The sequence below is a fragment of the Saccharopolyspora antibiotica genome, from assembly GCF_047200635.1.
Lineage (GTDB): Bacteria > Actinomycetota > Actinomycetes > Mycobacteriales > Pseudonocardiaceae > Saccharopolyspora_C.
This window is the reverse complement of record NZ_JBJZOI010000020.1, coordinates 1-21276: the sequence shown is the minus strand read 5'-3', so window position 1 is coordinate 21276 and position 21276 is coordinate 1. Positions and strand designations below refer to the sequence as shown.

Below are 21276 nucleotides of genomic sequence, written 5' to 3'. Positions count from 1 at the left end.
ACGTGGCCGTGGCCCTGGAATCGACGTTGCTGGAGATCCTCGCCTGCCCGGCGCCGGACCACGGCGCCTTGCGCGTCGAGGCCGCCGGAGCAGGGCGAGAGGAGCACCTGAGGTGCACCGAGTGCGGCCGCGGCTACCCCGTCCGGGACGGCATCCCGGTGCTGCTGCTGGACGAGGCCGTCGACGGCCCCGAGGAACCCGGCGCGACCGGGGAGAGGTGACCTCCGGTGCTCGACGACACCCTCTTCGACGACCCCGAGCGGATCGTTGAGGCCGACTCGCGCGGGCTGCTGCGCGCCGCCGCGCTCGCGGGCGCGCAGGTCCGCGCGGCCGCCGAGAGCGCGCACGAGGCGAACTTCGACGACCTCGCCGACGGCAGGCCCCGCTCGCTGGTGCTGGTGGCCCGCCCCGGCCTCGGCCGCTCGGTGTGCGCGGTGCTCGCCGCCCTGACCGGACCGGCCTGTCCGGTGCCGGTGGTGGTGGCCGAGGCCGTGCCCGCCTGGATCGGGCCGCTCGACGTGCTGTTCGCGCACACCCCCGACCCCGGTGACCCGGTGCTCGCGGAGGGCGTGGCCACCGCGACCCGGCGCGGCGCCTCGGTGGTCCTCGCCGCCCCCGCGGACGGGCCCGTCGCCGCGTCCGGCGCGGGCCGGGCGAAGGTGCTGCCGCCCCGGTTGCCGGTGCCGGAGGAGCTCACCTTCGCGCACGTGTTCACCGTCGGCGTGTGCGTGCTCGTCGCGCTCGGGCTCGTGCGCTGCGACACCGACCAGCTCGCCGACGAGCTGGACCGGGAGGCCGAGCGCGCGCACCCCGGCCAGGAGCCGCTGATGAACCCGGCGAAGTCGCTGGCGCTGCGGCTCGCCGACCACGCCCCGCTGCTGTGGGGCGTCGACGGGCTCACCACCGCCGTCGCGGGCCACGGGAGCTACGCGCTCGGCGTGCACGCGGCGCTCGCCTGCGACGTGACGAGCCTGCCCCAGGCGGCGACCAGGCACGCCCTGTACCGCGCGGTGGCCGAGTCCGGCTCGGACCTGTTCGCCGACCCCGACGAGGACCGGGGCGCGGCGTCGCGCGTCTTCCTCATCAGCACCCAGCACGACGCGCGGGCGGAGACCGACGAGCGGGCCGCCACGGGAGCGCTGCCCAGCGCGGACCTGGTCGCGCCCGGTGAGTCGGTGCGGGCGGAGGCGGCGCCTCGGGTGGCGCTGCTCGCATTGCGGTTCGATCTCGCCGCGGTCTACCTGGGCCTCGCGGCAGGCACGCTCGGGGGACCGGGCAGGCAGGCGCTCGCGGTGCACTGACCGGGCGGGGAACCCTGGACGATTTCCGGGGTGACCCCTGATGCACTGGTGGCGGAGCGGCGCTGTCCTTGGTCGGGCGGTCGCCGGGAAGCCGGTCGGAAGCGGGCGCCGGGGTGCGCGCGGGACGCGCGGCCGGCGGTGAAGAGAGCGAGAAGGACTGTGGAGTTGCTGCGGAACGCGGTGCGCCCCTACGCCTGGGGCTCGCGTACCGCTATCGCGGACCTGCTCGGCCGACCGGTCCCCACTCCGCATCCCGAGGCCGAGCTCTGGATGGGGGCGCACCCGGGGGATCCGTCGAGGCTGGTGCGCTCGGACGGGTCCGAGGAGTCGCTGCTGTCCCTGCTCGACGCGGACCCGGCGCACCACCTCGGCCCGGAGTGCACCGAGCGCTGGGGGACCCGGCTGCCGTTCCTGCTCAAGGTCCTCGCCGCGAACGAGCCGCTGAGCCTGCAAGCCCACCCCTCGCCGGAGCAGGCCGCGGAGGGCTTCGAGCGGGAGGAGCGCGCGGGCATCCCGCGCAACGCGCCGAACCGGAACTACCCGGACCCGACCGCCAAGCCCGAGCTGATCTGCGCGCTCACCGAGTTCCACGCGCTCGCCGGCTTCCGCGAGGCCCAGCGCACCGTGCGCCTGCTCGGCGAGCTGGACGTGCCGAGCCTGCGCGCGCACACGGGCCTGCTCGCCGCCCAGCCCGATCCCGACGGGCTGCGGGCGCTGTTTACCACGTGGATCACGCTGCCCGAGCACTACCTGCGCGAGGTGCTGCCGGAACTGCTGGACGCCTGCGTCCGCCACGTGCGGGAGCACGGCGAGTTCGCCCTGGAGTGCCGCACCGTGCTGGAGCTGGGGGAGGCCTACCCGAACGACGCCGGGGTGCTGGCCAGCCTGCTGCTGAACCGGCTGGTGCTGCAGCCCGGCGAGGCGATCTACCTGCCCGCCGGCAACCTGCACGCCTACCTCCAGGGCACCGGGGTCGAGATCCTCGCGAACTCGGACAACATCCTGCGCTGCGGGCTCACCCCGAAGCACGTGGACGTGCCGGAGCTGCTGCGGGTGCTCGACTTCACCAGCGGGGACATGCGGGTGCACAAGGGGGAGTCGTTGGACGGCAACCTCACCGTCTACCAGACCCCGGCGGAGGAGTTCCGGCTGTCCCGGGTCGACTGGTCCCCCGCGAACGCGACGGCGGTCCGGCTGGACTCGCCGGGTCCGCAGATCCTGCTGTGCACCCGGGGCGCGCTGCTGCTGTCCACCGCCGACGGGGCGGAGCTGGAGCTGGGCAAGGGCCAGTCGGTGTGGCTGGCGGCCTCGGACCCGGCGGTGCTGGCCCGCCCGGTGTGCCCGGACGGCACCGCCCAGCTGTTCCGCGCCGCGGCGGGCGCTCACCGCTGAGCGGTGTGCCCGACAGCGTCCTGCGCGGGCGGTTCGTGCCGGTACATTCCCGGGGACTTGACCATCGAGCTCCGGGAGCGGGACGTGTCAGCAGGCGGCGGAACCAAGGCGATCCTGGCGGCGCTGGCCGCGAACGCGGGCATCGCGGTGGCCAAGTTCGGCGGGTTCCTGCTCACCGGGTCCTCGTCGATGCTGGCCGAGTCGGTGCACTCGGTGGCCGACACCTCCAACCAGGGCCTGCTGCTGCTCGGCAAGCGCACCTCGGTGCGCCGTCCGACGGCGGAGCACCCCTTCGGCTACGGGCGGGACCGCTACTTCTACTCGTTCGTCGTGGCGCTGCTGCTGTTCAGCCTCGGCTCGGTGTTCGCGCTCTACGAGGGCATCCACAAGATCCAGCACCCGGAGCCGCTGACCTCGCCGCTGGTGGCGGTGGTGATCCTGGTGCTGGCCGTCGCGCTGGAGTCCTACAGCTTCACCACCGCTATCAAGGAGTCCCGCCTGATCAAGGGTGAGCTGGGCTGGTGGCAGTTCATCCGCCAGGCCAAGACCCCGGAGCTGCCGGTGGTGCTGCTGGAGGACGCGGGCGCGCTGCTGGGCCTGGTGCTCGCGCTCAGCGGGGTGGGGCTGGCCGTGCTCACCGGGAACCCGGTCTACGACGGCATCGGCACCGTCGGCATCGGCCTGCTGCTGGGCGTGATCGCGATCGTGCTCATCGTCGAGACCAAGAGCCTGCTCATCGGCGAGGGGGCGACCCGCTCGGTGCTGGACGAGATCGTCGGTGAGCTGCGCGGTGACCAGGTGCTCAAGGTGATCCACATCCGCACCCAGTACCTCGGCCCGGACGAGCTGCTGATCGCCGCGAAGATCGGCCTGGCCCCGTCGCTGTCCGTGGCTGAGGTCGCGGGGGAGATCGACGCCGCCGAGGCGCGGGTCCGCGCGGCGGTTCCCGCGGCCCGGCTGATCTACCTCGAACCCGATCTGGACCGGTCCGATTCGGAACCGGCGAACGCGGAGATCGACGCGGTTCGCGACTGATTCCCCGCAGATCTTTCCGCACTCGCGCGGGCTTTCCCGATGATCTCCGGATAACCGGGAAATTGTTCGGGTCGCGGCTCGTTTACCTGCGTGGACGGGTCCGCTGTGTGCGGACAGTGATCACTTCGGCGCATTCGGCGGATCAAGACGTCCTCCGGCTGGCCGGGCCGGTCACAGAGCATTAACGAATTCCTCCCGCCACACTGTTTTCGGGCGAATGCGGTGCGACACTCCCCCGCTAGGGTGCGTTCCACCATTCGGGTTGGAAGAGGAGGGCGACAGTGCCAGGGACCGGGCTGTGGCGAACCAAGTCGGTCGAGCAATCGATCAAAGATACCGACGAGCCGGACACGAAGCTCCGCAAGAACCTCGGTGCCTGGGACCTGATGGTCTTCGGTGTTTCGGTGGTCATCGGTGCGGGCATCTTCACGCTCGCCGCGTCCACCGCGGGTGACGTGACCGGGCCGTCGGTGTCGCTGTCCTTCGTCATGGCCGCGATCGCCTGCGGGCTCGCCGCGGTCTGCTACGCGGAGTTCGCCTCGACCGTTCCGGTCGCGGGCAGCGCCTACACCTACTCGTACGCCACCTTCGGCGAGTTCATCGCGTGGATCATCGGCTGGGACCTGATCCTGGAGTTCGCCGTCGCCGCGGCGGCGGTCAGCAAGGGCTGGTCGAGCTACCTGCAGCAGGTCCTCCAGCTGGTCGGGATCAACGGGGTGCCGACCAAGCTCGAACTGGGGCCGTTGCAGTTCGACTGGGGCGCGTTGCTGCTCATCGCCGGGCTCACCACCGTCCTCGCGATCGGCACCAAGCTCTCCGCGCGGGTCAGCCTCGTGATCAGCGCCATCAAGGTGTTCGTCGTGCTGCTGGTCGTCGTGGTCGGCCTCGCGTACATCAAGCCCGCCAACTACACGCCGTTCATCCCGCCGGCGCAGGAGAGCGTCGAGGGTGCCTCGAAGCTCGACCAGTCGCTGCTGTCGCTGCTGCTGGGCGGCGAGACGAGCAGCTACGGCGTGTTCGGCCTGCTGGCCGGCGCCTCGCTGGTCTTCTTCGCGTTCATCGGTTTCGACGTGGTGGCCACCACCGCCGAGGAGACCCGCAACCCGCAGCGCGACGCGCCGCGCGGCATCTTCGGCTCGCTGGCCATCGTCACCGTGCTCTACGTCGCCGTCGCCGTCGTGGTGACCGGCATGGTCAACTACACCGAGCTGGCCACCGTGAACGGCGAGAAGGCCACGCTGGCCACCGCGTTCGAGATCAACGGCATCACCTGGGCCGCCGGGGTGGTCACGGTCGGCGCGCTGGCCGGTCTCACCACGGTGGTCATGGTCATGTTCCTCGGCCAGGTCCGGATCCTGTTCGCGATGTCCCGCGACGGCCTGCTGCCGCGCGGGCTGGCGAAGACGGGCGCGGAGGGCACCCCGGTCCGCGCGACGCTGATCGTCGGCGGGGTCGTGGCGCTCGCCGCGGCGCTGTTCCCGGCGGAGAAGCTCGAAGAGATGGTCAACGTGGGCACGCTGTTCGCGTTCATCCTCGTCTCCGCCGGCGTCATCGTGCTGCGTCGCACCCGCCCCGACCTGCCGCGCGGGTTCAAGGCGCCGCTGGTGCCCGCGATCCCGATCCTGGCGATCATCGCCTGCCTGTGGCTGATGCTGAACCTGACCGCGCTGACCTGGGTGCGGTTCCTGGTGTGGATGGTCGCGGGCGTGGTGGTGTACTTCCTCTACAGCCGCAAGCACTCCCGCCTCGGCGCCCAGCAGCGCGGCGACATCTCCGCGGGCGGCTCGGTCTGATCGGTGGTCCCGGCCCGGCCCGCAGCGGGCCGGGCCGCCGGTGCCGGTCGCCGGAGCTCAGCGCCTCGCGGCGTTGAGCGGGCGCCAACCGGTTCGGTTCCCGCCCGGAGCCGGACGTTCTCCTGAAGCAGCGGACCCGTTCTCCCGTCCCGGGGGAGCGGGTCCGCTTCGCTGCGCGCGGTCCGGCGCGGGCACTTGGCATCTACTTCCCGATGTGCGTACACTTTCCATATCGAAAGTAAGCGGAGATCGGAGATCACCCCCATGTCCAACACCCCGGAACTCGACCAGGTCGCCGACGCGCGCCGCCGCATCGCCGACCACGCGCGCTTCCCCGCCGCCTACTGGGTGCTCTACGGAGCGGCCCTCGTCGTGTTCGCCGGCGTCCCGATCTGGCTGAGCTGGTTCACCGCCCCCACGACCCCCTACCTGTCCTGGGTGATCGCGGCGCTGGGCATCGGATCGGCGCTCTACTCCTGGTACCGGCGCCGCCGGTCCGGGGTCTACCTCCCCAAGCGGATCAGCGCCTACCCGAGCGCCCGGCCGATCTGGCTCGCCGGCCACGGCGTCACCCTGGCCGGGTTCGCCGGCATCTGGGCACTGGTCCGCCAGGACCAGCACCCCTACGCGTTCGCGGTGCTGGCCGTGGTGGTCGTCGTGGTGTTCGTCGCCCAGATCAAGACCCGATCGGCGATGGTCCGGGACATCGAGGCGGGCAGGGCCCAGCCGTGAGCGAGCCCGGGCAGGTTTCCGACAAGGGACGGGAACCGATCTTCGAGACCGGGCCCCGGCTGGCGCTGTGCGCGTTGCTGCAAGGCGCGGAATGGGTCGACTTCGCCACCGCCAGGGACATGCTGGGCGTGAGCGACTCCGCGATCTCCAAGCACAGCCGAGCCCTGGAGGACGCCGGCTACCTGGAGGTGCGCAAGGGCTCGGTGGGGCGACGGCCCCGCACCTGGTTCCGGCTCACCCGGGACGGCCGGTCCGCGATCCGAGGACACCTGGAATGGCTGGCCCAGCTGCGGCACGCCCTGGACACGCCGTGAGCGGGGGACGCCGGGCTCAGCGGTCCGCCGAGCGCAGGGCGTTGCCCCGCTCCCACGGCGCGGCCCGGCCGCGCGGGTCGGTGAGCTCCGGCAGCACCGAGCGGGACGGGGCGTGCTCCCCGTCCTCCTCCTGGTCGACGAGCTCCGGCGCCTCCTCGGACTCCGCCTGGTCCGGGTCCCAGCCCAGCAGGTCCGAGACCGAGGAGTCCTCCTCACCCGGGGGCGGCGCCGGGGCGGCGGGCTCGGCCGCCTTCGCCGGTTCGGCATCGGCGGCGCGGCGCGGATCCGCCAGCGCGCCCAGCGGGTCGGCGGCCTGCGCGACCGCCGTCGCGGCCGGGGTGCGCAGCGGAAGCGTGGCACCCCGGACCGGGATCTCCAGCCCGGCGGCCATCGCCACCGCGCGATCCCACTCCGGGTCCCCGCTGTAGTCCGAGTGCCCCAGCACCCCGGGCACCCAGCGGCGGAACGAGAACGGCCCGCGCTGCGGGTCGGGCAGCCAGTGATCCCCGCCCAGCACCAAGGCGCCCGTCGGCCCGCGCGTCGCGGGTGGCAGCGGCCCCTGCGAGCCGTCCGGGCGCAGCCCGACCCCGATCAGCATCCCGTCGAAGACCTGGCGGTTCCAGGTCGTCACGGCACCGCCCAGCGGATCGGTCCCGCGGCACAGCGAGCGCCAGCGCCCGTTCAGCGAACCCGCCAGGTCCCGCAGCGACTGGTGCGGCACCACCCCGGGGAAGGCGCGCGGGTAGGCCCACTGCAACTGCGAACCCGCGGTGACCAGGCCGACGCGCTCCCGGTCGGCCTCCGGCAGCGACTCCAGCAGCCGCGCGGTCGCGACGGCGGCCAGCAGGCTGCCCTGGCTGTGCCCGACCAGCACCACCCGGGTGTCCGGCTCGGCCAGGTGCTCGGCCGCGCGGGCCGCCAGCTCCGGCACCACCTTCAGCGCGTAGCACGGCGGCACCACCGGGTGCGCCTCCCGCGGCCAGAACAAGGTGAGGTCGCAGAGGATCCCCAGGTAGCGGCCCGCGGTGCGCTCCTTCGCCGCCAGCTGCACCATGCGCAGCAGCCCCGCGGCGAGCACGCCCAGCGCCAGCACCCCCAGCGTCCGCAACCAGTCCGCCCACTCCGTGCGCGGGAAGTCCCAGGCCCGCAGCCCCAGCGCCAGCGCGGTGCTCGCGGTGAGCACCGCGGCGATCAGCAGCAGCACGTGGTGCGAGTAGCGGCGCTGCGCCTCGGCGATCCGCCAGGATCCCGCCGCGTTGCGCTGGTCCTGCTGCCTGCCCGCGTGCAGCAGCGCCACCTGGTCCGGGACGTCGTCGGGGGCGGCCGGGAACCAGCGCCTGATCAGCAGCCAGCAACCGAAGCCGATCGAGCCCAGCAGCAGGAGCACCGCCGCGCTGCCCCAGAACAGCGCCACGTCGTCGTAGGCGGCGGGCAGCACCAGCCCCGGCTCCCGCAGCACCTGCCGGAGGCTCAGCGCCAGGCCCGCGCCGAACCCGGCACCGAGCATGGCGGCCACCATCAGCATCGGTGCCGCCATCCAGCCGCCCGCCCAGGGACGCAGGTCGCGCGGCACCGAGGACCAGCTCGGCCGCGCCAGCAGCGCCGCGGGCACCAGCAGCGCCGCCACGCCCAGGCACGTCAGCAGCAGCCCCACGGTGATCGCGTCCACCGTGGCACCTGAGCCGGGCAGCGGAGCGTCCAGCGGACCCGGGACCGCGGCCACCGCGAACACCAGCACTCCGGCCACCGCGATCACGATCCGCCGCACCGCGCGGCTCAGCAGCCCGCGCACCACCGCGGCCACCGGGCCGGTGCCCATCCCGCTGGGATCGTCCAGCAGCAGCGTGCCGCCGAGCGAGAGCACCAGCAGCAGCTCGGCCAGCAGCCAACGCGGATCCGCGCTCGGCGAGAGCGGTCCGCCCAGCGGCAGCACCGAGATCACCGCGAGCGCGCCCGTCACGTGCAGCGCGCGCAACGCGGGGGTGTCCGGATCGGCCACCACCTTCGAACCGGGCAGCACCGGGGCCCGGGCGCCGTGCCGCGAACCGTCCGCCGCCGGGGCCCGCAGCGCCCGCCACGAACCCGACACGGACCAGGACGCGCTGGAGAGCCGGTGCATCAGCAGCACCACCAGCCCCAGCAGCAGCGCCGCGGGCAGCGCCCGAACCTGGGGGACCGCGCGCAGCGACTCCGGCACGGAGCTCAGGCACTGCGAACCCGGCCGCAGGCACTGCGCGGCCAGCAGGTCCAGCAGCACCACGGACAGCTGCGCCACGAACAGCATCGTCAGCAGCAGCGCGCCGACCCGCAGCAGCGCCCGCAGCACGCGGGACAGCAGCGCGCTGATCGCGCTCCCGGACCGGGCCGGCGGCAGCATCCAGTGCGCCACGTTGCTCAGCGCGAACGGGAACATCAGCGCCCAGCTGGCCTTCGCCCAGCCGCCGGAGGTCATGCCGCCCCAGACGTAGCCCTCCACGATGCGCGGCACGGTCCGGTCGCCCGCGGTGAGCATCGGACCGGGCACCGGCCTGCGCAGCCGGTCGGCGGGGCGCACGATGCGTCCGACGCCATCACCCGCGACGTCGACCGAGGCCACCGAGTCGGTCAGCGCGTCCCCGGTGGTGCCGAGGATGCCGTGCACCCGCAGCTCGACCACGCGGGTGTCGGGCCCCGGAATCTGCACTGTGCCTCCTGGCCTTCGCATGATGGCGTGATCACTGGGGTCATGATCACCAGTCCGGTGATTCTCCACCGCGGATCAACTCGTGGCGAACCCTCCGACACCCGATTGTGACGGCCCTCGCCTCGGCCTGTCCCCGATTGGTGGGTACTGCCGGGCAGTCCCAGGTCACGGGCCCGCCCGGGCGTGCCGGAACGCAGCGATGACTGCTCCGCACGGGTGAGCTCAGCGCGTGCCGCCGAGCCCGCGCACGTCCCGGGCGTGACCGATCTGCAGCACCGAACCGCTGCTCGTCCCGGAGAACTCGTTGTGCACGGCGGGACGCTCGGCGGGCTCCTCGGCGCGCTGCCGCTCCGCCAGCCGCTCCGGGTCGATCCGGCTCACGCCCTCGGCGACCGGGGCCGGCGAGCCGTTCGGCACGTAGAGGTAGCCGGTGCTGGCGAACCGCTTCACCCGCACCGCCCGCTTCGCGAGCTGGGAGGCGCAGAGCTTCACGTAACCGCCCTCGATCACGTCGGTGAACACCCGCTCGGACAGGATCGCCGCGACGTAGGTGACCTCCGGGTCCGTCCCGGCGAGGGCCTCCCGCACCGGCTCGGAGTCCAGCAGCCGGTGCGTCTCGTTCATCGCCGTCGACAGGCCGCTGTCCGGGATCGGCCCGAGGTGCACGCTCACCCGCAGCCGCAGCTTCAACCGCCGGTCCCTGGCCCGCACGACCTCGTCGTGCTCGCTGAGCACGTCGTCGAGCTCGGCGAGGAACGGGTCCACCAGGAACGGGGCGTCCGCGGCGTCGACCGCGAAGAAGTAGCCGTCCCCGGTGGCCGAGCCGAGCACCTTCGCCTCCCACAACCGCGAGTGCCCGCTCTGCTCGGAGGCGGCCCGCAGCAGCTCCGGCACGTCGGCGCTCAGCGCCTCCTGGTGCGCGCTCGGGGCGCTGCTGAAGTCCTTGGCGTCCACCGCGAGCACGGCGCGGTACGGCGGCAGCGGCTTCGTGGTCCGCGCCTGGATGCGGGGAGGCATGGAAGTCCTTCCTGAGCGGTCCCGGCTGGGCTCCGGTCCGCGAGCGGCCGGGCGACGACCCGGTCGGGCGCCGCGCCTGCCCCGGCGCGCGGTCCGGCCGCCGCGAGATCGAGTGTGCCCGCGAGGTCGGCCCCGCCGGGCCGCTTCGGCGGGGCGCAACCCTAATGGCGGTACCCGCTCCCCGGCTGCGTATCGTCCCCGACGTGGGGCGGCTGATCGTGATCGAAGGACTGGACGGCGCGGGCAAGCGCACGCTCGCCCAGGGGCTCACCGCCCGCGTCCGGGAGCGCGGCGGCACCGTCGCGCAGGCCGCCTTCCCCCGCTACACCGCCGACGTGCACGCCGAGCTCGTCGCCGAGGCGCTGCACGGCGGCCACGGCGACCTGGGGGAATCGGTGTACGGCATGGCCGTGCTCTACGCGCTCGACCGGCGCGGCGCCGCGCCCGGGCTGCGGGAGCTGCTCGCCGGGCACGACGTGGTGCTGCTGGACCGCTACGTCGCCTCCAACGCCGCCTACGGCGCGGCCCGGCTGCACCAGGGCGCCGACGGCGAGTTCGCCCGCTGGGTGCGCGAGCTGGAGATCGAGCGCTTCGGCCTGCCCCGGCCCGACCTGCAACTGCTGCTGCAGGTGCCCGCCGAGGTCGCCGCGGAGCGCGCCGAGCACCGCGAGCGCACCGAGACCCGGCGCCGGGACGGCTTCGAATCCGACGCTCCGCTGCAGGTGCGCTGCGGCCGCGTCTACGCCGAGCTCGCCGCCGCGAACTGGTGGTCGCCCTGGCGCGTCGTGGACGGCTCCCGACAGCCCGACCACGCCGCCCTCGCCGCCGAGATCAGCGGCTGAGCCGCCGGACGCGCGCGAGATCCGCTCCGCGCACGACTCGCCCGTTCGGCGGTACTCCGGGCTCCGCGTTCGGTGCAGGCGCGACGACCTGCGGTGACGATCGGCGGGTGCTGCACGACCCGGGAGTGAGAAGTGCAACCATGTGGGGCATGAAGGCGCGCGTGCTCGTGGTGGACGACGACCCGGCCCTGGCCGAAATGCTGACCATCGTCCTGCGTGGCGAGGGTTTCGAGACCGCCGTGGTCAGCGACGGCACCAAGGCGATGCCCGCGCTGCGCGAGCTGAAACCGGACCTGGTGCTGCTCGACCTCATGCTGCCCGGCATGAACGGCATCGACGTGTGCAAGGCGATCCGCACCGAGTCCGTGGTCCCGATCGTGATGCTCACCGCCAAGAGCGACACCGTGGACGTCGTGCTCGGCCTCGAATCCGGTGCCGACGACTACGTCGTCAAGCCCTTCAAGCCGAAGGAGCTCGTCGCCCGGCTGCGCGCCCGGCTGCGCCGCACCGACGCCGAACCCGCCGAGGTGCTCGCCATCGGCGACCTCAGCATCGACGTCCCCGGCCACGAGGTCACCCGCGAGGGCGTGCCGATCGCGCTCACCCCGCTGGAGTTCGACCTGCTGGTCGCGCTGGCCCGCAAGCCGCGCCAGGTGTTCACCCGCGAGGTCCTGCTCGAGCAGGTCTGGGGCTACCGCCACGCCGCCGACACCCGGCTGGTCAACGTCCACGTGCAGCGGCTCCGCTCCAAGGTCGAGCGCGACCCGGAGCGGCCCGAGGTCGTGCTGACCGTCCGCGGCGTCGGGTACAAGGCGGGCCCGCCGTGACTTCCGGAGGCGGGAGACCGCCGCGTTGAGCGGGTGGGCGAACCGGGGGCGCGCGCTGCGCCGGTGGGCGACGCGCGCCCGCGATGAGCTCCGAAGCCGCTGGCAGCGCTTCGAACACCTCTGGCGCCGCTCCATGCAGCTGCGCGTGGTCGTCAGCACGCTCGCGCTGTCCTCGGTGGTCATCTGCGTGCTGGGGATGGTGCTGCAGACCCAGATCACCTTCCAGCTGATGAGCGCGAAGGAGGACGCGGCGATCAGCCAGGTCCGCTCCAGCCTGCCCGTGCTGGAGCGAGAGCTCACCGCCGTCGACCCGAACTCCGACGACGTCGCCCAGCAGCTGGAGCAGGCGCTCAACCGGCTCACCACGCCCAACGCCGGGCACAACCAGGCCGCCGGGGCCTTCGACCCGGTGCTGGTCGACGGCGCGGGCACGGGCGCGGACTCGCAGGCCCAGCCCGCCGCCGGCCCGATCGACGACGTGCCCCTGGAGCTGCGCCGCTTCGTCCAGCAGGGGCAGCTGGCCAAGCAGATCTACACCGTCTCCCGCGACGGCGAAGCGGTCACCATGCTCATCGTCGGGACCCCCGTCGACTCCGCCACCCGGTCCCTGCAGGCGTACCTGCTGTTCCCGCTGACCTCGGAGAAGCGCACCCTGAGCGTCGTGCAGAGCACCCTGCTCGTCGGCGGGCTGGTGCTGGTGGTGCTGCTCGGGGCGATCACCAACCTCGTCACCCGGCAGGTGGTGCGCCCGGTGCGGCAGGCCGCGCAGAACGCCGCCCGGCTCGCGGACGGCGACCTGGACCAGCGGATGCGGGTGATCGGCGAGGACGACGTGGCCCGGCTGGCCGAGTCGTTCAACGAGATGGCCGACAGCCTGAAGCAGCAGATCAAGCAGCTGGAGGAGTTCGGCCAGCTGCAGCGCAGGTTCACCTCCGACGTCTCGCACGAGCTGCGCACCCCGCTGACCACGGTGCGGATGGCGGCCGACGTGCTGCACGCGTCCCGCGAGCAGTTCCCGCCCGGCCTGGCCCGCTCCACGGAGCTGCTCGTCGACGAGCTGGACCGCTTCGAATCCCTGCTGGCCGACCTGCTGGAGATCTCCCGGCTCGACGCCGGGGTCGCCGAGCTCGCCGCCGAGCCCCTGGACCTGCCCGCGATCGTGCAGCGCGCCGTCGACTCGGTGCGCGGCATCGCGGAGAGCGGCGACGTCCCGCTGCGCGTCGAGATACCCGTGCTGGACCTCGAGCTGGTCGGCGACGCCCGCCGGATCGAGCGCATCGTGCGCAACCTCGTCGCCAACGCCGTCGACCACGCCGAGGGCGGCCCGGTGGAGATCCGGTTCGGCGCCGACGAGCACGCCGTCGCCGTGAGCGTCCGCGACTTCGGCGTCGGGCTGCGACCCGGGGAGGCGGAGCTGGTGTTCACCCGCTTCTGGCGCGCCGACCCCTCCCGCAACCGGCGCACCGGCGGCACCGGGCTCGGGTTGTCGATCAGCTCCGAGGACGCCCGGTTGCACGGCGGCACGCTCGACGCGTGGGGCGAACCGGGCTCCGGGTCGTGCTTCCGGCTCACCCTGCCCCGCACCCCCGGGCAGGAGCTGCCCGGCAGCCCGCTGCCGATGCCCGCGGACCGGCGGATCGCCGCCCCCGACGCGCTGCTGGCCCGCGCTCTCGACGCCACCGCGGAAGGCGACGGCGAGCTCGCCGCGCGCGACACCGGCCCGGCCCGGCTGTCGGAGCACGCGAGCCCCGCCGGGGCCGACCGAAGAGGGGAGGAACCGCGATGATCCGCCGTCGCCTCGCCGCCGCGGTGCTGGTCGTGCTGCCGCTGGCGTCGTGCGCCTCGATCCCGGAGCGCTCCGACCCGATGGCCGTGAAGCCGATCGTGGAGGGCAACACCACCCGGACCACCGCCCCCGAACCGCCGCCCGGCGCGGATCCGTTCCAGGTGGTGCGCAGCTTCGTCGACTCCGGGTCCTCCCCCGAGACCGGGTTCGCCGCCGCGCGCGAGCACCTCACCCGCGATGCCGAGCGGCGCTGGGAGCCGGGCCCCTCGGTGCTGGTCGTTGACGACCTCGGCACCATCCCCGTCCCGCCCGCGCCCGACCAGCCCGCGCCCGGTCAGCCCGACGACGTGCGGTTGGTGCGGGTGCAGGGCGACCGGGTCGGGCAGCTGCGCCCGGACTTCTCCTTCGTCCCCGAGAGCGGCCCCTACCAGGCGCAGGTCCGCGTGGTCCGGGACGCCCGCGACCAGTGGCGGATCGCCGACCCGCCGCCGGACATGGTCATCAGCCGCAGCTCGTTCAAGCGGGACCTGATGCCGGTGCCGATCTACTTCGCCGACCACGACGGCAGGGGCGTGGTTCCGGACCTGCGCTGGATCTCCTCCCAGACCGAGAGCACCCTGCCCCGGCGGGTGGTCGAGCTGCTCCTCGGCGGTCCATCGGAGGGCTTCCGGGGTGCGATGCGCAGCAAGCTCCCTTCCGGCGCCTACCCCCGGACCAACGTCGCCGAGGCCGACGACGGGGCGCTGCTGGTCAACCTCAGCGGTCTGGGCGACCTCGACCTGGAGGCCAGGCGGATGATCGCGGCGCAGGTCGTGCTCTCCCTGCAGAGCGTCAGCAAGGCCCGGGTGCGGCTCCAGGAGGAGGGCGTGCCGCTGCTCCCCGGCAAGCGGGACCTGCAACCGGCCGACGTGCGCGCCTTCGAGGTCGACAACGAGGTGCCCCCCGACCTGCCCGGTCTCGCGGTGGTGGGGGAGCGGCTGCACGTGCTCGACGAGGACGTGGCCCCGGTCCCGGGTCCGACCGGCTCGGGAGCGCTGGAGGTGCTCGATGGCGCCCAGTCCACGGACGGCTCGCGGCTGGCGGCGGTGGTCCGCACCCCCGCCGGGCAGGTGGCGCTGCGGATCGGACCGTACGGCGAGGCCATGACCGAGGTGCCGGTCGGCGGCAGCTTCATGAGCAGGCCGACCTGGCGCGGCGACTCCGAGGTGTGGACGGTCGTCAACGGCGGCGAGGTGTTCCGCGCGGTGCGGGAGAACGGGGCCTGGCGCCCACAACGGGTCGACGCGGCCGAGTTCGCGGGCGGGCGGCCCGTCACCGAGCTGCGGCTCTCCCACGACGGCACCCGCGCGGCCGGGGTCGTCGACGGGCGCCTCGTGGTCGCGGCCGTCGTGGACCAGGGCGATGCGACCGCGCTGCGCGATCCGGTGGTGCTCGGCGCCTCCCGGAGCTTCCGGATCACCGGTGTCGACTGGCTCACGGACAAGTCCCTGGTGGTGGCCACCGACGGCTCCGCGCCGGTCATGGAGGTCTCGGTGGACGGGTTCGACTGGACCGAGTACGCCTCGGCGAACCTGACCCAGCCCATCAACGCGGTGACGGCGGGACCCGACCGGCGGGTGGTGGTCGCCGACCAGAGCTGGCTGTGGGAGGCGGACGCCCCCGGCTCGGTGTGGAGCGTGCTGCCGGGCCAGTTCAAGGGGAGCTCGATCCCGTTCTTCCCCGGCTGACCGGGGCCCGCCGACGCGCCCCGGTGAGTCGGGCGCGCGGAACGCGCATCCTCGCGGGCGTGCCCGCATCCGAGGAAGGCGCCCCGCGCCCCGCGTTCGCCGCCGCCGGCCCCGGCCTGGTCGACCTGGTCCTGCCGCGCCGCTGCGCGGGCTGCCGCAGTCCCGGCACCGGCTGGTGCGCCGGGTGCGCGCGGGAGCTCGGCGGCCTGCGCGCGGTGCGCGGCGCGCTCCCCGCCGGGGCCGAACCGGTCCCCCCGGTGTTCGCGCTGGGCGCCTACCGGGCGGCGGCGCGGCGCGCCGTGCTCGCCTACAAGATCGGCGGCCGTCGCGACCTGGCCGACCCGCTCGGACGCGCCCTCGCGGACGGCGTGGCGGGGCTGGGGGACTGGGGGATCGGTTCGGAGCCGGAAGGCGCCTGGCACCTGGTTCCCGCTCCTTCCAGGGCGCTCGCCTCCCGGCGGCGCGGCGGCGCGCACATGACCCGCGTGGCGCGCCGGGCCGCGGCCGAGCTCGCGCGCCGCGGGATCGCGGCCGAGGTCGCGGACTGCCTGGTGGCGAGCGGCACCCGGGACTCGGTCGGGCTGGACGCGGCGGAGCGGCTGGCGAACCTGGCGGGGCGGCTCGCGGTCCGCTCCCGCCGGTCGCCGCCCCCGGGCGCGCGGGTGCTGCTGGTCGACGACGTGCTCACCACGGGCGCGACGGCGCTGAGCTCGCTGCGCGCGCTCACCGGGCGCGGGCTCGCCACCGCGGCGGTGCTGGTGCTCACGACGGCCGCCGGGCAGGTCCCGGCCCGAGCTCCACCGATTCCCGCGTCCGGGCGGAACTCGAACCACCCCCTCGTTCGTTCAGGGGGTATGAGCGGTCGGCAGAACTCGGCGCCCGGCGCCTGCACCGGGGTGAATTTCCGGGACCGCTCGTGGCAGCACGTAGCCACGACTCGTCATGATTCCGCCGAAGGAGTGAAGCGAGTGACCTGGGACACGCCGTGGAGAGGCCCCTCGTCCCCCTCGCGCGTCGCCCGTCTAGCCGTGCACATCACGCTCAGTGGCGGCTTGACGTCGCCCGTCCCGGGGGCTGTTTCCCGATGGCGAAGTTAGCTAACGTGCCTGCATTCAGTCGTTCCCGGGCTGTGGGAGAGGAGTGAGGAACCCATGTCCCTGGCGCCGGTAGCGGGCTGAGACCGCCGCAGTTCCGGCGCCACCGCGCGGACACGTCCACGGATGTACGCAAGGAACGGAGGTCGTGAATGGACATCGTCGTCAAGGGTCGCAACGTTGAGGTTCCCGAGCACTACCGGGAGCACATCGCCGACAAGCTGACCCGGCTGGAGCGCTACGACAGGAAGACCATTCGGGCGGACGTGGAACTCTTCCACGAGCGCAACCCGCGTCAGGCCAAGAGCTGCCAGCGCGTGGAGATCACCCTGAAGAGCCGTGGTCCCGCCGTGCGCGCGGAGGCATCCGCGGGGGACTTCTACTCCGCGCTCGACTCGGCCACGAGCAAGCTGGAGAACCGGCTCCGCCGGATGCACGACCGCAGGAAGGTGCACTACGGGCGGCACAAGTCCACCTCGGTCGCCGAGGCGACCGCGGCGAACACCACACGCACCGTCGCCGCTTCCGGATCGGGCACCGCGGTCGGCCTCCTGGAAGCCCCCGACGAGGAGACCTCCGAAACCGACGGCACCGCGCCGGACGCCACCAGCACCGGCCCCGCGACCGGGGACCGCCAGGTCCCCCGGCCCCGCGGCAGCGCGGACGAGGACGGCTACGAGCCGGGCCGCGTCGTGCGGGAGAAGGCGCACACCTCCACCCCGATGACCGTGGACCAGGCCCTCTACGAGATGGAGCTCGTGGGCCACGACTTCTACCTGTTCGCCGACGCCGACACCGGCTGCCCCAGCGTGGTGTACCGGCGCCGCGGATTCGACTACGGGGTGATCCGCCTGGCGGCCTGAGCCTGAAGATCGATCGGGAGCGGCGAGTCCGCGCCAGCGCCCGACCCCGCTCACCGTCCCCCGCGTACCGTGTGCGCGGGGGACGGTCGCCGTCCGGGGCCCGGTGCGTCCGCCGCTCCGCCGGAACCGCTTCCCGCGCAACCCGGCTCCAATACGATGACCACAAGGCGTCCCAGGCGGGCGCATCACGATCAGCTAGTGAGGTCGACCGGATGGTCCTGTCCCGACTGCTCCGCGCCGGCGAGGGCAAGACGCTCAAGCGCCTGCGCGCCATCGCGGCGCACATCAACGAGCTCGAAGACGAAGTGGTCGCGCTCTCCGACGCAGATCTGCGGGCCAAGACCGACGAGTTCAAGCGCCGCCACCAGGAGGGCGAGAGCCTCGACGAGCTGCTCCCCGAGGCCTTCGCCGTCGTTCGCGAGGGTGCCCACCGCACCCTCGGCCAGCGCCACTACGACGTTCAGCTCATGGGCGGCGCGGCCCTGCACCTCGGCCAGATCGCCGAGATGCGCACCGGTGAGGGCAAGACCCTGACCTGCGCCCTGCCCGCGTACCTCAACGCGCTCTCGGGCGAGGGCGTGCACGTGGTCACCGTCAACGACTACCTCGCCAAGCGCGACGCGGAGTGGATCGGCCGGGTGCACCGCTTCCTGGGGTTGGAGGTCGGCGCCATCATGGCCGAGCTGACCCCGGAGCAACGCCGCGAGGCCTACGCGGCCGACATCACCTACGGCACGAACAACGAGTTCGGCTTCGACTACCTGCGCGACAACATGGCGTGGAGCCTCGCCGACTGCGTGCAGCGCGGGCACTTCTTCTCCATCGTCGACGAGGTCGACTCCATCCTCATCGACGAGGCGCGCACCCCGCTGATCATCTCCGGTCCCGCCGACCAGTCCTCGCGCTGGTACCAGGAGTTCGCCCGGCTCGCCCCGATGCTGCGCAAGGACGCCCACTACGAGGTCGACGAGCGCAAGCGCACCGTCGGCGTCACCGAAGAGGGCGTCACGATCATCGAGGACCAGCTGGGCATCGAGAACCTCTACGAGGCCGCGAACACCCCGCTGGTCGGCTACCTCAACAACGCGCTCAAGGCCAAGGAGCTCTACAAGCGCGACAAGGACTACATCGTCCGCGACGGCGAGGTCACCATCGTCGACGAGTTCACCGGGCGCATCCTGCACGGCCGCCGCTACAACGAGGGCATGCACCAGGCGATCGAGGCCAAGGAAGGCGTCGAGATCAAGGCCGAGAACCAGACGCTGGCCACGATCACGCTGCAGAACTACTTCCGCCTCTACGAGAAGCTGGCCGGCATGACCGGTACGGCCCAGACCGAGGCCGCCGAGTTCCAGGGCACCTACAAGCTGGGCGTCGTCAGCATCCCGACCAACGAGCCGATGGCCCGCAAGGACCAGCCCGACCTCGTCTACAAGAGCGAGGCCGCGAAGTTCGAGGCGGTCGCCGAGGACATCGAGGAGAAGCACCGCGCCGGTCAGCCGGTCCTCGTCGGCACCACCAGCGTCGAGCGCTCCGAGCACCTCGCGAAGCTGCTCACCAAGAAGGGCGTTCCGCACAGCGTCCTCAACGCCAAGCACCACGAGTCGGAAGCCGGGATCATCGCCGAGGCGGGGCGCAGGGGCTCGGTCACGGTGGCCACCAACATGGCCGGTCGCGGTACCGACATCGTGCTCGGCGGCAACGTCGACCACATCGCCGACGCGGAGCTGCGGCGCCGCGGCCTGGACCCGGTGCAGCACCGCGAGCAGTACGAGGCGGAGTGGCCCGCCGTCGTCGACAAGGTCAAGACCCAGGTGAAGGCCGAGGCCGACGAGGTCCGCGCGCTGGGCGGCCTCTACGTCCTGGGCACCGAGCGGCACGAATCCCGCCGCATCGACAACCAGCTCCGCGGTCGTTCCGGCCGGCAGGGCGACCCCGGTGAGTCGCGCTTCTACCTGTCCCTGGGTGACGAGCTCATGCGCCGGTTCAACGCGGCCATGGTCGAGACGGTGATGACCCGGCTGAAGGTGCCGGATGACGTCCCGATCGAGAACAGCATGGTCACCAAGGCCATCCGCAGCGCTCAGACCCAGGTCGAGCAGCAGAACATGGAGATCCGCAAGAACGTCCTCAAGTACGACGAGGTCATGAACCAGCAGCGCACGGTGATCTACGCCGAGCGCCGCCGGGTGCTGGAGGGCGAGGACCTGCGCGAGCAGGCCCGCCACATGATCAGGGACGTGACCGCGGCCTACGTCAACGGCGCCACCGCCGAGGGCTACGCCGAGGACTGGGACTTCGAGAAGCTGTGGTCCGCGCTCCAGGCGCTCTACCCCGTCCAGCTCAGCTGGGAGGAGCTCGTCGAGTCCGAGGAGGACGTGAGCAAGGAGCGCCTGCAGGAGGCTGTCCTCGACGACGCCTGGGAGGCCTACGACCGCCGCGAGGCAGAGGTGGACGGCAAGGTCGGTCCGGGCGCGATGCGCGAGCTGGAGCGCCGGGTCGTGCTCAGCGTGCTGGACCGCAAGTGGCGCGAGCACCTCTACGAGATGGACTACCTCAAGGAAGGCATCGGCCTGCGCGCGATGGCGCAGCGCGATCCGCTGGTCGAGTACCGGCGCGAGGGCTTCGACATGTTCCACGCCATGCTGGAGGCGTTGAAGGAGGAGTCGATCAGCTTCCTGTTCAACGTCCAGGTCGAGGCGGCGGAACCGGAGCCCGCTCCGGAGGAGCCCTCGGTCCCCGTTTCGGTGAGCCGGTCCGACGGTTCCGACTTCCCGACCGACGTCCAGCCCGCGATCCCGGGATCGGTTCGCCAGCAGCGCGCCCCGCAGGCCCCGGCTCCCGAGGCCGCGCAACCCCGGTCGAAGCGCTCCCGCGCGGCGGGGCCCGCGATGAGCCAGCTCGGCGGGGCCGCCGGTGGCGACGGCCCGCCGAGCGCGCTCGGCGGGCAGGGCTTCGCGCAGCCGCAGCGCCAGCGGCTGAACTACTCGGGCCCGGCCGAGTCCGGTGATGTGCAGACCAGCTCCGACCGCGCCGCCGGCGCCGAGGAGACGGGCACGCGCCGCGAGCGCCGGGCCGCGGCGAGGGAAGAGGCCAAGCGGCACAAGCGCCACTGACCTCCCGCTCGCGTTCTCCCATCGCCCCGCACTCCAGGAGTGCGGGGCGATGTCGCGTTCGGACCGCGTCGGGGCGAGTGCGGGCCGGTCCGGGGCTCAGACGATGGACAGGAAGGTGCACAGCCATCCCCGCTCTCCTCGTTCCCAGCGCAGCACCAGGGCGCGGGTGCGGACCCGCGAGGTGATGACGGCGCACCCCTCCACGAGATCGGGTCCGATCACGCAGGCGTGCGTGGACAGCAGGCGCTGCGCGGGCTCGTTGAGCAACCGGCGCACGGGCCGGGAGCGCAGCAGGCGTTCCACGCGCGGCGACACCCGAGGTCGGATCTGCTCCACCGGGCGTCGCCCGAGCAGCACTTCGACCACGGGGGCGCCGAGCGAGGCGGCGAGCGCGTCCGAGGTCCGATCCGCCGGGGCGGTCGCGGGGTTCGGGAGTTCCACGCGCAGCACCTGGGCGGGCCGGGACGAGTCGGGGACCAGGTAGGTATCCGGCGCTGCGGGGAGCAGGATCGGCGGCGTGGCGGCGGGGGCTGTCATGGCGGCTCCTGGTGGTCGGGGCGGACCGGGTGTCCCGGTCTCGTGAAGAAGAGGGCCGGGGACGCCGGATGCGGTCATCGATCGGCGCGGCTCGCCCCGAAGGTGTGAGTGCGCGCGGAGCCCGACATCGCGATTTAACCGGCCATGACCTGCGAGTTCGCTTGAACAGGGGGGTGGTGTTCAGGCCGTTTCAGGGGGTCTGTAGAGTTCTCCATGT

At 73.1% G+C, this 21276-nt stretch carries 17 protein-coding genes; 14 read left to right on the top strand and 3 right to left on the bottom strand.

The annotated features are described in order from the left end of the window. Positions 1 to 2 precede the first annotated feature (2 nt). From ACL03H_RS17510 to ACL03H_RS17480, 7 genes are all read left to right on the top strand, one after another. Positions 3 to 221, top strand: coding sequence for a Trm112 family protein (locus ACL03H_RS17510; protein ID WP_412812323.1), 219 nt, complete (start codon positions 3 to 5; stop codon positions 219 to 221). Positions 222 to 227: 6 nt separating this feature from the next. Beyond that, entirely contained in the window at positions 228 to 1301 is a 1074-nt protein-coding gene (locus ACL03H_RS17505) for a hypothetical protein (RefSeq protein WP_412812322.1), read from the top strand. 159 nt (positions 1302 to 1460) lie between these two features. After that, a complete protein-coding gene (gene manA, locus ACL03H_RS17500; RefSeq protein ID WP_412812321.1) occupies positions 1461 to 2693 on the top strand; it encodes a mannose-6-phosphate isomerase, class I in 1233 nt (410 codons plus the stop codon). An 84-nt stretch (positions 2694 to 2777) separates the two neighbouring features. After that, positions 2778 to 3728, top strand: a complete 951-nt coding sequence (locus tag ACL03H_RS17495; RefSeq protein WP_412812416.1) for a cation diffusion facilitator family transporter — start codon at positions 2778 to 2780, stop codon at positions 3726 to 3728. A gap of 281 nt (positions 3729 to 4009) precedes the next feature. Further along, the gene (locus tag ACL03H_RS17490) at positions 4010 to 5521 is read left to right on the top strand and encodes an amino acid permease (RefSeq protein WP_412812320.1); all 1512 of its coding nucleotides are present in this window, start codon (positions 4010 to 4012) and stop codon (positions 5519 to 5521) included. Positions 5522 to 5785: 264 nt separating this feature from the next. Further along, on the top strand, positions 5786 to 6253 hold the full coding sequence (locus ACL03H_RS17485; RefSeq protein WP_412812319.1) for a hypothetical protein: 468 nt from the start codon (positions 5786 to 5788) through the stop codon (positions 6251 to 6253). Beyond that, positions 6250 to 6567 (top strand): winged helix-turn-helix domain-containing protein, encoded by a 318-nt coding sequence (locus ACL03H_RS17480; RefSeq protein WP_412812318.1) that lies wholly within the window; start codon positions 6250 to 6252, stop codon positions 6565 to 6567. Before ACL03H_RS17485 ends, ACL03H_RS17480 begins: the two co-directional genes overlap by 4 nt. Before the next feature lie 16 nt (positions 6568 to 6583). Here ACL03H_RS17480 and ACL03H_RS17475 read toward each other — a convergent pair whose 3' ends face one another. Beyond that, positions 6584 to 9250, bottom strand: coding sequence for a hypothetical protein (locus ACL03H_RS17475; protein WP_412812317.1), 2667 nt, complete (start codon positions 9248 to 9250; stop codon positions 6584 to 6586). Positions 9251 to 9472: 222 nt separating this feature from the next. Further along, on the bottom strand, positions 9473 to 10267 hold the full coding sequence (locus ACL03H_RS17470) for a hypothetical protein (protein WP_412812316.1): 795 nt from the start codon (positions 10265 to 10267) through the stop codon (positions 9473 to 9475). Between the two features lie 203 nt (positions 10268 to 10470). On the opposite strand from ACL03H_RS17470, the gene ACL03H_RS17465 reads away from it, so the two are divergent. From ACL03H_RS17465 to secA, 7 genes are all read left to right on the top strand, one after another. Next, positions 10471 to 11109, top strand: a complete 639-nt coding sequence (locus ACL03H_RS17465; protein ID WP_412812315.1) for a dTMP kinase — start codon at positions 10471 to 10473, stop codon at positions 11107 to 11109. 149 nt (positions 11110 to 11258) lie between these two features. Then, the gene (mtrA, locus tag ACL03H_RS17460) at positions 11259 to 11936 is read left to right on the top strand and encodes an MtrAB system response regulator MtrA (protein ID WP_412812314.1); all 678 of its coding nucleotides are present in this window, start codon (positions 11259 to 11261) and stop codon (positions 11934 to 11936) included. A gap of 25 nt (positions 11937 to 11961) precedes the next feature. Beyond that, entirely contained in the window at positions 11962 to 13722 is a 1761-nt protein-coding gene (gene mtrB / locus ACL03H_RS17455) for an MtrAB system histidine kinase MtrB (protein WP_412812313.1), read from the top strand. Next, positions 13719 to 15449 (top strand): LpqB family beta-propeller domain-containing protein, encoded by a 1731-nt coding sequence (locus ACL03H_RS17450; protein WP_412812312.1) that lies wholly within the window; start codon positions 13719 to 13721, stop codon positions 15447 to 15449. Before mtrB ends, ACL03H_RS17450 begins: the two co-directional genes overlap by 4 nt. A gap of 59 nt (positions 15450 to 15508) precedes the next feature. Beyond that, on the top strand, positions 15509 to 16546 hold the full coding sequence (locus ACL03H_RS17445) for a ComF family protein (RefSeq protein WP_412812311.1): 1038 nt from the start codon (positions 15509 to 15511) through the stop codon (positions 16544 to 16546). A 149-nt stretch (positions 16547 to 16695) separates the two neighbouring features. Next, complete coding sequence (gene hpf, locus ACL03H_RS17440) at positions 16696 to 17406, top strand: ribosome hibernation-promoting factor, HPF/YfiA family (protein ID WP_412812310.1); 711 nt, start codon at positions 16696 to 16698, stop codon at positions 17404 to 17406. Between the two features lie 212 nt (positions 17407 to 17618). After that, complete coding sequence (secA, locus tag ACL03H_RS17435) at positions 17619 to 20522, top strand: preprotein translocase subunit SecA (RefSeq protein ID WP_412812309.1); 2904 nt, start codon at positions 17619 to 17621, stop codon at positions 20520 to 20522. A gap of 96 nt (positions 20523 to 20618) precedes the next feature. On the opposite strand, the gene ACL03H_RS17430 is transcribed toward secA, so the two are convergent. Then, positions 20619 to 21059 (bottom strand): Rv3235 family protein, encoded by a 441-nt coding sequence (locus ACL03H_RS17430; protein WP_412812308.1) that lies wholly within the window; start codon positions 21057 to 21059, stop codon positions 20619 to 20621. Positions 21060 to 21276 lie beyond the last annotated feature (217 nt).

Coding starts and splice junctions, on each gene's coding strand:
- ACL03H_RS17485 (WP_412812319.1), top strand. CDS start 5,786: ATGTCCAACACCCCGGAACTCGACCAGGTCGCCGACGCGCGCCGCCGC.
- secA (WP_412812309.1), top strand. CDS start 17,619: ATGGTCCTGTCCCGACTGCTCCGCGCCGGCGAGGGCAAGACGCTCAAG.
- ACL03H_RS17470 (WP_412812316.1), bottom strand. CDS start 10,267: ATGCCTCCCCGCATCCAGGCGCGGACCACGAAGCCGCTGCCGCCGTAC.
- ACL03H_RS17450 (WP_412812312.1), top strand. CDS start 13,719: ATGATCCGCCGTCGCCTCGCCGCCGCGGTGCTGGTCGTGCTGCCGCTG.
- mtrA (WP_412812314.1), top strand. CDS start 11,259: ATGAAGGCGCGCGTGCTCGTGGTGGACGACGACCCGGCCCTGGCCGAA.
- ACL03H_RS17430 (WP_412812308.1), bottom strand. CDS start 21,059: ATGACAGCCCCCGCCGCCACGCCGCCGATCCTGCTCCCCGCAGCGCCG.
- hpf (WP_412812310.1), top strand. CDS start 16,696: ATGGACATCGTCGTCAAGGGTCGCAACGTTGAGGTTCCCGAGCACTAC.